We start from the raw sequence: 13,100 nt of genomic DNA on the forward strand, positions 1-13,100 counted from the left end.
CAGGCATTTACCCAGCAAAAATGGGATAACCTGTTATTGTTAAAAAGTGGACATCTCAAGCTGTTGAAATAGGGACATTAAGGGCTGGCGTTAACAGCCATTAAGCATGGGTGAACGAGATATTGGTCAGGAAATACTGGATGGGCTGGAAGAGATCAAAGCCTACAAGTCAGGCAAGGGTGATCTGAAAACCACGGTGTTATCGGAGCCTTCCCCGGCAAAGACAATCCGTGAAAAGCTCCAGCTGTCACAATCAGCTTTTGCCTCTTTTATGGGTGTCAGTGTCAGGACGCTTCAGGATTGGGAGCAGGGACGGCGTAATCCTCAAGGGCCAGCTAAAGCCTTGTTGCGCGTAGTTGAGCAGCACCCCGAAGTGTTTCAGAATTTGCGTTAGCAGTGCCTGTCTCCATACGAGTAAAATCTTCCCGTTTGCCTCTATATAGCTTTCCTTCATTTATATATTGTTTGCACTGCTGACCTGGAGAGCACTGCTTTAGGGCTTCTGAAGCTTGAAGTTGATAGTTTCAAGATGTACAAAAAGTGTCCACGAAATAACCTGATAATGGTTTTTATTGGCAAAAATGGACACGTTGCGGTAAATTTTGCTCCTGTAAGTGTTTGATATATAAGTGCTTAGCGGGTGTAGAGAAGGATTCGAATCCCCTCCCTCATCGCCTGCTTCTTTCTTAATCTGTTGATTCTGCAACAGTTAAAAACTCCCCAAATTTCTATCTGCATCAGCTTTTGAAAACCACCTCATAGTGGCTCCGTAGGGCTGTAAAAGGTGTTTATTTATCATAAGGTTGTTGGCTATCTTCTCTGATGCCGGGCTTCCATGCTGGATGAACTACTATAATTAAAGATCATAAATAATAAGATTTAGGAATGAAAAGCTATGCCTTATCCTACAGGTAGAGGGAACGGCCCGAATTCGGCAAGTATTTCTGCTGATGGTGATAAGAAGCCTTCCTCTGGTGACGATGCACAAAGTGGGACTTATAAGTCCTGGAAAGTAAAAAAACATAATGGAAATGATGGGGGGGGTGTCAGGGAGAATGCTAATTATTTAATGAAACATCAAAATAATTTGATGAATCCAGTGAGTCATACAAATATGCAGCAATTCCCGCAAACCAGATTCCGGCTGGCACATTTTCAGTTAATTAAAAATGATTTTATCGCGGATGAACAGAGCCAGACTGCTGCTATATCGGCAGTCGGTTTTAATGACAGGTAACACAGGTCACAGGGCTAACATCAACGCTCTATGTCGTATCGACAGTCAGCAACTTCAAGCTCACACTTCGCCCTTCAATGATAGCTGTAAATACGTCTGTCCAGTTATCAATGCAGAACCAGTCAAACAGCCCTCGTATGGCATGCCAGAATGCCTTTTTAGACTTTTTTATCTTGAGCGCTTCCTGGAAGAGCTTGCAAGACAGTTGTTCTATCTGGTTGATGAGGAAGGCCGTAAAAGTCAGGCATGCCAGATTGCTGGCCAGATGCTGCTTTCCGTGCCCGTAATTGTGTTCGAGATGGTAGCCCTGTGTTTTCAGTGTATTGAACGTTTCGTTTTCAATTTTCCATTTAGCGCGTGCTCCTCGCATGAATTTATTCACGTTCTCGGCTGAAAGCTCAATGTCCGTGACCCAGGTGTTGACGTACTTCTTGTTGCCCTCTGGATCAATTTCTATATATTCGAGAAAGTTAACCAGCACATCCGGGTGTGACTTGTTAATGGGGGCACCATTCACAAACCGGAACCAGTGCGTAAACCCTTTATCATCGGTATATTCATAGCGCACCACTTTGTCTGCACAATCCAGCTCATCGACGGCCTGGTATAACGACTCATGGGTTGAATCCTTTGCCACCATAATGAAGCTATAGCCAAAGGACTTTACCAACTTGATGGTCGGTCCATCTGAGTACAGGTCATCAAAAGTCAGAACCAGTGGCAGGTGCGGATGCTCTCTGGATAAATTCGCCAATAGCCGCTTGAGCGCTACCTTCTCACAATCATTCTTTGACGCATCAACTTGTTTGATGATGGGTTCAGGCATTAAAGGTAATACTTCTTTCTTGCCCGGCTTTACCAGACAGCAGGCCAGTAACTGATGGTAGTATTGCGGATTTTTGCTGCCTGGCTTTTTTACACAACACTCAGGACAACTAATCTTCCCTGAGCAAAAGTGCCCCGTACCATCGATAGGCGCAAGATACCCTTCCTCAAAATAAGTGAACTGCTTAAGCCGCCCAGATCGTTGCACAAAGGCAAACAGGCGGGTAAAGAACTTCCTTAAATAGCGTGTTTCGATAGGGTCAATCAGATCCCTCAGATAGGTATCACTGGGGACACAGCTGACATTGTACATCGACTTTAAGTTCTTGAGCCTATCTGGGTTATTGACACAATCCTGATCAAAAGCCAGTAATGAAGGGTATTTCAGGTGCATGACTGCCAGGCCACTCATGACCGCATCATGAAGGACAATTTTGTCATGTTGGCTTTTCTTGCGAAAGTCTGGAATTTGACCCGCTTCATCAGAGACTATTTTGAGCAGTTTTTCAGCAATGGTTCTTGGTTTCGTTAGCGGCACAACATGAGCATCGTTATTATTATTGTGGTGAAATTCTACCGGATAGTCTGCGATTTTAGCAAGAGGCTACCAAGCTACAGCCCTTGTTATTAAGGGCTTTAATCAAGTCTGCGGGAATTGCTGACAAATATGGGTGATAGAGATGTCAGAATTTTTCATGATTCTGACTCTGAACCTGAGGTGGATTCTGATCGCGATAGCGTTTATTTCTCGGATTCAGATAGTATTTACTCCTCCAGCTCAGATTCAACCAGTGTTTACTCCTCCGGCACAGATAGTGATTACTCTTCCGACTCGGATCTAGACAGCACTTACTCCTCTGATAATGAATCTTCCAACCCTCTTGATAAAGGGGGGAGTATTGGCGCTGCTGGACACGCAGATACTTTTGTAAGGGTAGGTGATAAATATATTGGGAAATTAACAGTGGCGAGTGAGGCTGATGTTTATGAGAATCGAACTCGGCTGAATTTAGATAGTGTTATACCAAAAACAAAAAGCCTTGAGCAGTTAAATCAACACGAGCTTGATGCGCTTTCGCCTTTAATGTCAAGAGCAAAAGAAAATGAGTCTATGCGGGTTATTGTTCCTGAAATGCTTGGATGTGATATACCGGAAGAACAAAAATTAGAAATGGATATCAAGATAGGGTATAGAACAGCATCGACAGAGCAACTTAGATTAGATGGCCATAAGTCTCCATTGAAAAAAACAGCCAAACATATGGTGATGGATACCGCATACGGTTCAAAAGCTAGAGGGTACAGGGTTGAAGGAGTTAAAATAAGAGGTAAAAAACCCAAAGCCAAAAGATTAGCCCTGACAAGACATTCTAAAGGATATGTTAAAAAGTTAATAGGTATGGCGGGACCTGAAAATACTAATAAGATACTGGTTGATCTAAAAGCTATTAGAAATAATCAGTTGTTTTCTGATGTTTCCTTTGTTGCAAGTAGTGTTCTTATTTTAGTTGATGAGAAAAATCCTGAGAATACGGTGGTTAAATTAATTGATTTGGCGCATCCTATTTACTCTGACGGAAAAGATTTTTCAGCTGTCAGGGATGAGAATAAAGCTGCAATGAATAAGTTGATTGGTTATTTTGAAACCCAGAAGAAAAAGAGAGGGTGGTGATTTAGTTTTATTTTTATGCGTTTATTTGTGAATGCTTTATTTGAAATGAAAAATAATAAAGTTGTATTTTTTATCATGCGGGGTAAGTATGGGTATTAAAGTAAATAATGGTCAGCCCAGTACAGTGAGTGTTGGTAATGATAAAGGCGCTGATAAAAATAGCGAAGTAAATGACAAAAAAAGAGGATATGGTTTTTTTAGGACTGTTGGAAAAAAAATAGGTAAGAAATTGCTTGGTAGTATGAAGACATCTTCTGAAGTGGGTGGGAAAAGTATTTCACAGGGATTTAATGTAAAAAGCACAAAGGCAACAACTTTCTTTAAAAAACAGTCACCAGCTGATAATAAAGAAATTAATGGAGTAGATGGCTCGCGTGTATCGATAGAGGCTGAATCTCAACAGGGTAAAACGAAATCCTTAAGTCAGGAAAATATTAGTGAAAAAGTACCTGAGGTGATGGATTCCCCATCAGAGGATCAGGATTCTGATATGGGGATAAGTAAGCAAGCTTCAAGGCCGGTATCTACTAATGAAACCCCAGTTATTAAGGATGTATTTAACCGGGCTAATCATTACTCATTTCGTAAACATGAACAAAAAGGGAAGGGGCATTTTGCAAGTGTCATCAGAGTTCGAGACAAGTTTACTGATAAATTTTATGCGGCAAAGGAAAAAAAGGAAGATGAGTCTACAAAGCGGGAAGTTGAGGTTATGACTCAGCTTAGTAAACATAATAATCCAAGAATAACCAACCTTGTTTCCATAGAAAAACATGAAGGTGTGGATTATATTGTTATGGAAATGGGAGGGGAGTCACTACAATCCCGGATGCAGAGGCAAGATCCTTTATTGAAAGAACATCAACTAAAAGTTATTGATCAGCTCCTTGATGGTGCTGAATTTATTTCTGACACAGGTTATATCCACCAAGATTTGAGAGTGGATAACCTGCTTTTAGATGATGAAGGGAATTTGAAAATATGTGATTTTGGTGTGACTCAACCTAAGGAAGGCCACATTACAACTAAAGTTCCTATCACTCATATGCCTCCGGATTTTATGGATGGGTCTCGCTCTCCGAATACATTAGATACAGTGGATTCATGGGGTATTGGTTGTACCATGGCAGAAGTGATAACAGGAGAGCTTTTAATTCCTCCAGTTATACAGCGAGTTATTTATAATGGAGGGGATTTTACAATATCAGATTATAGGAAACTACTAGTAAATATAGATAGGCAAATGGGAGAAGATGCTGATTTTGCAAAAGCAAAATTTCAAGAAATAGTGGGTTTTAACCAAGAGTCCCCGCTAACCCCTGATCAACTGGACGATAAATTATTAAGTTGGCGTAATACCATGATTGAGCATCGAGTTAAAAATGCCGCATTAAAAGTGAATAAAGAACTTGGGTCAGAAGCTGCAGATCTTTTTAAGGGGCTTCTTGCTATTAATCCTGAGGAACGCCTTACCCCCAAGAAGGCGAATGAACATCCTTTCTTACTTACAATCAGAAGGCAGGATTCAGCCAGCCAAGCAGGTGGGAATAAAGCCGAACCGGTAGTTGATGTTAACAAGCCAGAAAATAACGTGGAGTCTGTAAGTCAGCCAGTTTATATGAACTTGTCTTTTGAAGGTTCTTTAACAGGCCGGTCGAAAAGTAGCACTTCGGCAATGGGTTCTGTAACCATGAAACCTCCTATGTAGTTGTCTGAATCCCGGGGGGAGTGAGAATATTCGGAATATTCAGCGCGCTGAGATAAACCGCCAAGGGTTTAAAGGTGACAGCCCTATACAGAAGTATGTATCTGTTTCACTATTTTTCCATCATCAATCAGACCTTCAGTGACATGAATGTCACCCTGCTTTGAAATCACCACGGCTTCAATGTCAGCTTGTTGATTCAGGTATGGAATAGTGTAGGTGATGGAGGGTAAAAAACCGGCAGTGCTCCAGATTTCACCCGTTATCGAATGCTTGGAGATAATACTAATACTGGCTATATCGGTTGAAATGGGCATGCCTGTTTGAGCGTCAAGCAGGTGATGGTAGCGTTGTCCATTGGCATGAAAAAAACGTTCGTTGATACCAGAGGTCACCATAGATACGTCTTTAAGTGGTACAACGCGAACCACTGAACCGCGATCTGATAAAGGGTTTTGAATGCCCACATTCCATGCCTGGTGACCTGAGTTCGACATAAGAAACTGATTTTATATAGCATAGCTACCACGCTGATTAGGGGTGGAGTAGTGCTGTGCTGACCAAGGTATTTTGCAGGGTAGACGATTTTTGCAAGCAATTTGAACCAAAGCTAAACCAGTATCTGATCGAGCATTGTGGCCGCAAGCGCATTCGTAAACAGTCTCTATCAATCAGCGAAGTGGCAACGATCGTCATCCTATTTCATGCTAAAGGCTATCGTTGTCTGAAGCACTTCTATATTAATCATGTCTGTAAATACTGGCATAAGCACTTTCACGGGCTAGTCAGCTACAATCGGTTTGTTGAGCTGATGCCACAAGCGCTTATGGTACTCTCAGCTTTCTTGCAGACACGATATGGCAAGGTGTCTGGCATTTCTTATATAGATTCAACCGGCATCGCTGTCTGTGAAAAAAGTCGGGCTCTGCGCCATAAAGTGTTTAAAGATGAAGCAGGCTGGGGTAAGTCTTCTACACACTGGTATTACGGCTTTAAGCTTCACCTGATTATCAATGATACCGGTGAGTTGCTGGCGGTTAAGTGTACATCAGGTAATACCGATGATCGTGCTGTTCTTGAAGATATGTGCTGCCACTTGTTTGGTAAGCTGTTCGGCGACAAAGGCTATATATCCAAGGCCAAAGCCCAGCTTTTAAAAGAAAAATACGATGTTGACCTGATTACGACGCGCAGGAAAAACATGAAACCTCAGAACCTGCCTGCTTTTGATAAAGTACTGCTGAGAGGGCGTGCAATCATTGAGACGGTCAACGATCAGTTGAAAAATATCTCTCAGATAGAGCACACCCGCCACCGCTCAAAGTTCAATTTTATGGTGAACTTGCTGGCAGGGCTTATAGCCTATACGTTTCAAAAAAAGAAGCCTTCTCTGAGCATTCAGCATACGGGGCTGGTTGAGTTGGTTGCTTAACCGTTATGTCGAACTCAGGTCATATAAAATGCACCTGCAGAATTGCTTTTTTATGCAGCAGGTGTTTTTTATATGAAAAAAATGATGCTTTTATGGAGGGGAGGGGGTAAAAGCCTGTATCTCCTATTTTATTGTTTTTCAATTATGAGTAAAGTGCATGTTTTGCATTTATACTATGATTTTTTTGCAATGCTTGACCGGCGCTTTAAGAATCCGGGAGCTGATTTTTCATCAGGTTTGGAACGAAATACATTCTGGCTGCTTGTGATGAAAATTAATGATTGTGGAGGGAATATGGAAAAAAATATGCACTTATGGGAAGAGTATTATCAAAAGATTCTTGCTAATCCCCATAGAATACAAACTGAAATTGCAGAGGCTCTCAATAGCTCAGGAAATTTTAAAGCCATTGATTGCGGTTGTGGAACGGGAGCCGATATTTCATTTCTTGTTGAGAAAGGTTATGAAGTATCTGGTTTTGATATGCATCAAGAGTCAGTGAAAATATGTAGCGACAGATTTCACGGTAATCCAAATGTTGATATTTCACAGAGTCATTTTATTGATTTTAACTATTTTGACTGTGGATTAGTTCTTGCCAACTTAAGTTTATTCTTTTGCGAGCCAAAAGATTTTTCTGAAGTATGGTCTAAAATCGATGATGCGATTCTACCCGGTGGTGTGTTCTGTGGCGATTTCATGGGGTTCAGGGATTCCTGGGTGACTGACTGTGATACTACCGTTTGTCCTCTGACAGAAGAGCAAGTGAATGGTTTATTTTCTGGCTATAAAGTGGAACAGTTCAAAGAGAATGACAGTCAGGGGGTCACGGCGCTGGGTGTAACCAAGCACTGGCATATATATCAGGTCATTGCAAAAAAAGCGCAGTGAATCGGTTATGAATGATAAAACCAAGCCGTTTAACAAACGGAAAAAAGGAGTAAATTTTGACGGGTATATTTTGTAGGGGTACTTACCTACTACACATTTTAATCCCGGTTATATACTATCTCCGCTGTGTGGCAAGCATTCACTGGGTGTCAGAATGTTTAACAGGTCAATAAAAGCCTTATTGATCAAGGTGGATATTTTGAAGTAAGGTTGCTGCCCTAACTGATTGATTAATCAGTGTTCAGTTATTATAACGCGCTCGTAGCTCAGCTGGATAGAGTACCTGGCTACGAACCAGGCGGTCGGAGGTTCGAATCCTCCCGAGCGCGCCATTTCTTTATCTTCCGTCTTTGCCTCCTGTTTATATTTGTTTAGACAGGGCTGGTTTCTCAAACAGAAGTATCGTTGAGTATTTAGAGGTCAAATAAGTGATCTTTATCCCGTCAATGATGTATATCACTTGTGTATCTTCCTACTTTCCTTATTATTAGGCTCCTTTGTACTTGATCCTGTTTTCTAATAGAAAGGTGTCAGATAACCCATGCTGGACCCAAAATACGTTCGCAGCAACCCGGAACAAGTGGCTGAACAGCTGCGTAAAAAACACTACACCCTGGATGTGGAAGCCCTTAACGGTCTTGAAGAGCGTCGTAAGTCCCTTCAGGTTCGCACAGAACAGCTGCAGAGTGAACGGAAATCCGGCTCCAAAGAGTTTGGCAAGCTAAAGGCTACCGGTGGCGATATTGCTGTATTAAAAGAGCAAATGGATCGCATTAATGCCGAACTTAAAGCTTCTGAGCAGGAGTTGTCCGGGCTTCAGGAGGCGCTGAATAGCCTTATGTTGGGTATTCCAAATCTGCCCCATGAGTCTGTGCCTGAAGGCCGGGATGAAGAGGATAACCTGGAAGTCCGCAAATGGGGTGAGCCTAAGGAACTTGGCTTTGAGGCCAGGGATCATGTGGATTTGGGTGCGCGTTACGGACTGGATTTTGAAACAGCAGCCAAATTGTCCGGCGCCCGTTTTGCTATTATGCGTGGGCCTGTTGCCCGTCTGCACCGGGCAATTGCCCAGTTTATGCTGGATACCCAGGTGGGTGAGCATGGGTATGAAGAAGTGAATACGCCCTATTTAGTGCATGATCATGTTCTGCAGGGAACGGGTCAACTGCCCAAGTTTGGGGAAGACCTCTTTAAGACCACCTGTGAAGGTGCGGAAAAACCATTCTACCTGATTCCAACGGCAGAAGTGACGCTCACCAATATTGTGCGTGAGCAGATTCTTGATGAAGCTGAGCTGCCACTGCAATTAACAGCACACAGTGCTTGTTTCCGCAGTGAGGCGGGCAGTTATGGCAGGGATACACGGGGTATGATTCGTCAGCATCAATTTGAAAAAGTCGAGATGGTGCAGATCGTTCATCCGGAAAAATCCTATGAAGCGCTGGAGGCTATGACCGGCCACGCTGAAGCTATTTTGCAAAAGCTGAACCTTCCGTATCGGGTTGTGGCGCTTTGCGGTGGTGACCTTGGCTTTGGTGCAGCCAAGACTTATGACCTGGAAGTATGGCTGCCCGGGCAGAACAAATACCGTGAGATCTCTTCTGTGAGCAACTGCCTTGACTTTCAGGCGCGCCGTATGAAAGCGCGTTTCCGTAATGAAAAAACCGGTAAGCCTGAATTGGTTCACACCCTGAACGGCTCTGGTCTGGCTGTGGGCAGAACCCTGGTTGCCGTGCTTGAGAATTACCAGGACGAGCAGGGTCGTATTCATGTGCCAGAAGCTCTCCAGCCTTATATGGGTGGACTGAAAGTGATCGGTTAATAGATCCGTTTTATAAAAAATGAAAAGGTCGGGAGCAGGATACTGTTTCCGGCTTTTTTTATTGCTATCAAGCGCTTTAAACGGGTGTTTAAAAATAAGGCTGAGTTCGGCGTCTTTGTGATAGAGTTGAGTCCAGTAAAATGAAAGTGACATGAATGGGGGGAATTTATGCGGAAGGGTACAACCATCCACCTTGAGGCTTTTCGTGTTTTAACCAAGTGCTTCCCGCATATGACGGCCAGGGATATGATGTTTCTCCTGGAGATATATTGGCGACCAAGGCAGTCACCACAGGAACTCTGTGAAAGAACCGGTTATGCTTCTCATGAACTGGGGGAATTCCAGCGGCGGTTTGGTTGTGTTAAAGAGCGTCCCGTGGAAGGTGCTTTGATTGTTTTGGTGGCCGGGAAGGTGTCCGGAAGGCAGGAGTTTCAGCTAACCCCTACCGGTGAAGGGGTTGCCCGTTCATTGTTGTATGGTAAGTACGATAATAGACAATCAGCCTGATTCCTGTTGAACCGGAATTTTTTCTGGTGTTGATACCACCAGATTTTTTAACCAGCGCCGGGTTACAATCCGGTGCAGTACTAATACGGCTTTTGTGACCTCTTCCATGAGTCCACAGATAAAAACAAGATAAAGAGGGAGTTGCCAGACAGTTGCTGCAAGCCATGCCAGCGGTAAGCCTACACACCACATGCCGATGATATTAATCAGGGCTGTGGCATTTACATCCCCGCCGCTTCTCAATACACCCACGATACCAACCAGATTGATCACTCTCAGGCAAAGTGCCATGCCTGCCACAATGACAACCTGTTTGGCTGCAAGAATGGTAGCTTCCCTCAGTTCACCCAAAAGCATTATTACATGAGCATTAAACAGAATGAGAATTAAACCGATTAACAGGGCTATGATGGGGGAACCCATCAGAAATAGCCGACCTTGTTTCCAGGCGGCATCAAATTGGCTGGCACCCAGCTCATGGCCAAGGATGATGGAGGCGCCAATGGCAAATCCAATAAATAGAGAGATAAGTAGTCCTTCAATAGCGGACACTGCACTCATAATAGCTAATTCATCAACTCCCATTTGCCCATAGATCAAGTGATATAAGACGACACCAAAGGCCCAAAGTCCATCCTGGAAAATAATGGGAAGGCTCACCTTCAGGTAGCGTTTCAGCTCTGTACGACGAAATGCCTTTGATAGATCCCTGGCTGTGGGTATCAGGTAAGTTCGGAAATTGAGAATGCAATAGCATAAAATAACCAGTTGAAGGAGTCGGGCCAATGCGGTTCCCAGGGCTGAGCCGGCAACACCCATGGCAGGAATACCAAAAGCACCGAATATAAAAATATAGTTGAGGGCAATGTTTACAAGAATGGTCAGAAGACCAATTCGTGTGGGGGTTGTTGCATCATTGCTGGCTCTCAATGCCGCCTCCAGGGGCACCACTATAGCTGTACATAGAATCGATGGCGCAGTAATCAATAGATAGTCACTGCCGAGACTAAGGAGTTCCGGGCTGCTACTGGCAAACCCTATAATTGCATCGGTAAAAAGGAGGTAGACAATAATAAATGGAATAGTAATAAGTATGGAGGCTGCGAGAGACAGAGCCAGTGTTCGGCGGACACCGCTGGTATCCCTGGCACCTATATACTGGGCGGCCAGTATACTAAGTCCTCCGCCCAGGGAGGCTGACAGGATAAGGTTGAAAAAGAATATTCTGTTTCCTAGTCCAACGGCAGCTACGGCAGACTCTCCGAGCTGTCCGACCATCAGGATATCAATAAGTCCCAGCAGGGAAAACATCATACACTGGATAGAAATAGGTATTGCCAGCTGCCAGAGCTTTTTCAAAAAATCTTTATTGGTGTGAGCAGGCTGTTCTTTGTAATTATTCATTTGTAAACAAGTGTTTATTAGTAACTGGAAGTTGTTGTTTTTGGTCAACAGCCCCTAAAAGACTGGTTTTTTATTTTGCATCGTCAGTGATGGATTGCATAGCTATCAGGGTAGAGAAACATTGTATTAAGTGGTTTTTCATTGTAAAAGAAACAATGAAAAACTATAAATAAAGTTCCCCTTTAAATAATCAACCTGGATTTTAATAAGATATCCGGGTTAAGTAATAATGAAAAATCATGAGTGCAATACAACGAATTTCCTCGAATAGAGCGTTTATTTTAGCTATTGCCGGTGCTGCAATCGGTCTGGGTAATATCTGGCGGTTTCCCTATGTTGCCGGAGAAAACGGGGGGAGTCTGTTTTTTCTGGTGTACCTGCTGTTTGTTATCGTGATGGGACTGCCTGTGATGATAGCGGAAATCAGCCTTGGGCGTGCCGGGCGGGCTTCTCCTGCCAGCAGCTTTCGTCAATTAGCTGTTGCCAGCGGGCGCTCAAGGCAGTGGTCAAAAGTGGCGGCTCTGGGAACACTGGCGGCAACCCTGGTACTTTCTTTTTATAGTGTGGTTTCAGGCTGGGCTATTTATTATTTTATTGAGGCTGTCAGTGGTGATTTGAGTGATCTGTCGATAACTGAAGCGAATCATGTGTTTGAGGAATTTTTGGCCTCTCCTTCACGGCTGATATTATTTCACTCCCTGTTTATTGTAATGACGATTCTGGTGAGTGGCAGTAAGGTTTCTCAGGGTATTGAAAAGCTGAATGCCTGGTTGATGCCGCTTATGTATTTTATTTTGCTGGCGCTGGTGGTATATGCCAGTGGCTTCAATGGTTTTAGTCAGGCTATCGACTATCTTTTCGCAGTCAGGATGGAGGCTTTGGAGTGGTCTGTTTTTCTTGAGGCCATGGGGCATGCATTTTTTACCCTGGCTATTGGTGCCTGTTGTTTGATGGCGTATGGCGCCTATATGCCGGAGCGACAATCCATTATAAAGGCTGTCTGTATTGTTGCGCTTTTGGATGTTCTGGTTGCGGTTATGGTAGGGATAGCCAGTTTCTCTGTTGTATTTACTGAAAGTATTGAACCCGCTGCCGGGCCGGGTCTGATGTTTATTGCCTTGCCTGTTGCCCTGGGTAGTATGCCCATGGGGGACTGGGTACTGCCTTTATTTTTTCTATTGATGATTATTGCCACCTGGACCTCATCGGTTAATCTTGGAGAGCCTCTGGTGGTATTAGCTGCCAGGTGGCTGGGTTCCAGATGGCGAGGCGCAGTATTAACGGGTTTGGTTGTCTGGCTCGCAGGTATTGTACCAGCCCTGTCTTTCAATGTTTTTTCAGGTATTAGCCCTCTTCCGGGTAAGTCTCTTTTTGATGTGTATACAGCTTTTCCAACGCAGATTTTGCTGCCTGTCACAGGGTTATTGATTTTGCTGTTTGCAGGCTATGTGCTGGATCAAAAACGTTTACAGGAGCAGCTGGGTTTAACAGGGATTCAGTTTAAATGCTGGTTGATACTGATTAGGCTGGTCAGTCCACTGTTGGTGGTAACGGTACTGGTTAGTGGGATTATTAAATCACAGGCAGGGTAATAATTTAATAAAA

General features: G+C 43.6%; 12 protein-coding genes and 1 tRNA gene. 10 read left to right on the forward strand and 3 right to left on the reverse strand.

Annotation, left to right across the window (positions count from 1 at the left end):
* Positions 1-106 precede the first annotated feature (106 nt).
* Both MJ595_RS15685 and MJ595_RS15690 read left to right on the forward strand, forming a co-directional pair.
* Positions 107-394: a type II toxin-antitoxin system MqsA family antitoxin gene (locus tag MJ595_RS15685; RefSeq protein WP_263078913.1), complete on the forward strand. Its 288-nt coding sequence runs from the start codon at positions 107-109 to the stop codon at positions 392-394.
* Positions 395-895: 501 nt separating this feature from the next.
* Entirely contained in the window at positions 896-1,237 is a 342-nt protein-coding gene (locus MJ595_RS15690; protein WP_263078915.1) for a hypothetical protein, read from the forward strand.
* 28 nt (positions 1,238-1,265) lie between these two features.
* On the opposite strand, the gene MJ595_RS15695 is transcribed toward MJ595_RS15690, so the two are convergent.
* Positions 1,266-2,600, reverse strand: coding sequence for a transposase (locus MJ595_RS15695; RefSeq protein WP_263078000.1), 1,335 nt, complete (start codon positions 2,598-2,600; stop codon positions 1,266-1,268).
* A gap of 129 nt (positions 2,601-2,729) precedes the next feature.
* On the opposite strand from MJ595_RS15695, the gene MJ595_RS15700 reads away from it, so the two are divergent.
* Positions 2,730-3,734 carry an inositol polyphosphate kinase family protein gene (locus tag MJ595_RS15700; protein WP_263078916.1) on the forward strand — a complete coding sequence of 335 codons (1,005 nt, stop codon included), beginning with the start codon at positions 2,730-2,732 and terminating at the stop codon, positions 3,732-3,734.
* Positions 3,735-3,822: 88 nt separating this feature from the next.
* Positions 3,823-5,442, forward strand: coding sequence for a protein kinase (locus tag MJ595_RS15705; protein ID WP_263078917.1), 1,620 nt, complete (start codon positions 3,823-3,825; stop codon positions 5,440-5,442).
* 83 nt (positions 5,443-5,525) lie between these two features.
* Here the strand turns inward: MJ595_RS15705 and MJ595_RS15710 are convergent, their stop codons facing one another.
* Positions 5,526-5,936: an FAD:protein FMN transferase gene (locus MJ595_RS15710; RefSeq protein WP_263078920.1), complete on the reverse strand. Its 411-nt coding sequence runs from the start codon at positions 5,934-5,936 to the stop codon at positions 5,526-5,528.
* A gap of 56 nt (positions 5,937-5,992) precedes the next feature.
* Here MJ595_RS15710 and MJ595_RS15715 point away from each other — a divergent pair, with 56 nt between their 5' ends.
* From MJ595_RS15715 to MJ595_RS15735, 5 genes are all read left to right on the forward strand, one after another.
* A complete protein-coding gene (locus MJ595_RS15715) occupies positions 5,993-6,871 on the forward strand; it encodes an IS982 family transposase (protein ID WP_263078216.1) in 879 nt (292 codons plus the stop codon).
* A 144-nt stretch (positions 6,872-7,015) separates the two neighbouring features.
* Positions 7,016-7,762, forward strand: coding sequence for a methyltransferase domain-containing protein (locus MJ595_RS15720; RefSeq protein WP_263078921.1), 747 nt, complete (start codon positions 7,016-7,018; stop codon positions 7,760-7,762).
* 255 nt (positions 7,763-8,017) lie between these two features.
* Positions 8,018-8,094 (forward strand) — tRNA-Arg (locus MJ595_RS15725).
* A gap of 209 nt (positions 8,095-8,303) precedes the next feature.
* A complete protein-coding gene (gene serS, locus MJ595_RS15730; RefSeq protein WP_263078922.1) occupies positions 8,304-9,584 on the forward strand; it encodes a serine--tRNA ligase in 1,281 nt (426 codons plus the stop codon).
* 168 nt (positions 9,585-9,752) lie between these two features.
* Positions 9,753-10,091 (forward strand): hypothetical protein, encoded by a 339-nt coding sequence (locus tag MJ595_RS15735; RefSeq protein ID WP_263078923.1) that lies wholly within the window; start codon positions 9,753-9,755, stop codon positions 10,089-10,091.
* On the opposite strand, the gene MJ595_RS15740 is transcribed toward MJ595_RS15735, so the two are convergent.
* The gene (locus tag MJ595_RS15740) at positions 10,083-11,495 is read right to left on the reverse strand and encodes an MATE family efflux transporter (RefSeq protein ID WP_263078924.1); all 1,413 of its coding nucleotides are present in this window, start codon (positions 11,493-11,495) and stop codon (positions 10,083-10,085) included. The genes MJ595_RS15735 and MJ595_RS15740 overlap by 9 nt on opposite strands.
* A 239-nt stretch (positions 11,496-11,734) precedes the next feature.
* Here MJ595_RS15740 and MJ595_RS15745 point away from each other — a divergent pair, with 239 nt between their 5' ends.
* On the forward strand, positions 11,735-13,087 hold the full coding sequence (locus tag MJ595_RS15745) for a sodium-dependent transporter (protein WP_263078925.1): 1,353 nt from the start codon (positions 11,735-11,737) through the stop codon (positions 13,085-13,087).
* Positions 13,088-13,100: the final 13 nt, after the last annotated feature.

The sequence above is a fragment of the Endozoicomonas sp. Mp262 genome (assembly GCF_025643335.1).
Classification (GTDB): Bacteria; Pseudomonadota; Gammaproteobacteria; order Pseudomonadales; family Endozoicomonadaceae; genus Endonucleibacter.

Coding starts and splice junctions, on each gene's coding strand:
- MJ595_RS15710 (WP_263078920.1), bottom strand. CDS start 5,936: ATGTCGAACTCAGGTCACCAGGCATGGAATGTGGGCATTCAAAACCCT.
- serS (WP_263078922.1), top strand. CDS start 8,304: ATGCTGGACCCAAAATACGTTCGCAGCAACCCGGAACAAGTGGCTGAA.
- MJ595_RS15700 (WP_263078916.1), top strand. CDS start 2,730: ATGGGTGATAGAGATGTCAGAATTTTTCATGATTCTGACTCTGAACCT.
- MJ595_RS15705 (WP_263078917.1), top strand. CDS start 3,823: ATGGGTATTAAAGTAAATAATGGTCAGCCCAGTACAGTGAGTGTTGGT.
- MJ595_RS15690 (WP_263078915.1), top strand. CDS start 896: ATGCCTTATCCTACAGGTAGAGGGAACGGCCCGAATTCGGCAAGTATT.
- MJ595_RS15735 (WP_263078923.1), top strand. CDS start 9,753: ATGCGGAAGGGTACAACCATCCACCTTGAGGCTTTTCGTGTTTTAACC.
- MJ595_RS15685 (WP_263078913.1), top strand. CDS start 107: ATGGGTGAACGAGATATTGGTCAGGAAATACTGGATGGGCTGGAAGAG.
- MJ595_RS15740 (WP_263078924.1), bottom strand. CDS start 11,495: ATGAATAATTACAAAGAACAGCCTGCTCACACCAATAAAGATTTTTTG.
- MJ595_RS15720 (WP_263078921.1), top strand. CDS start 7,016: ATGAGTAAAGTGCATGTTTTGCATTTATACTATGATTTTTTTGCAATG.
- MJ595_RS15745 (WP_263078925.1), top strand. CDS start 11,735: ATGAGTGCAATACAACGAATTTCCTCGAATAGAGCGTTTATTTTAGCT.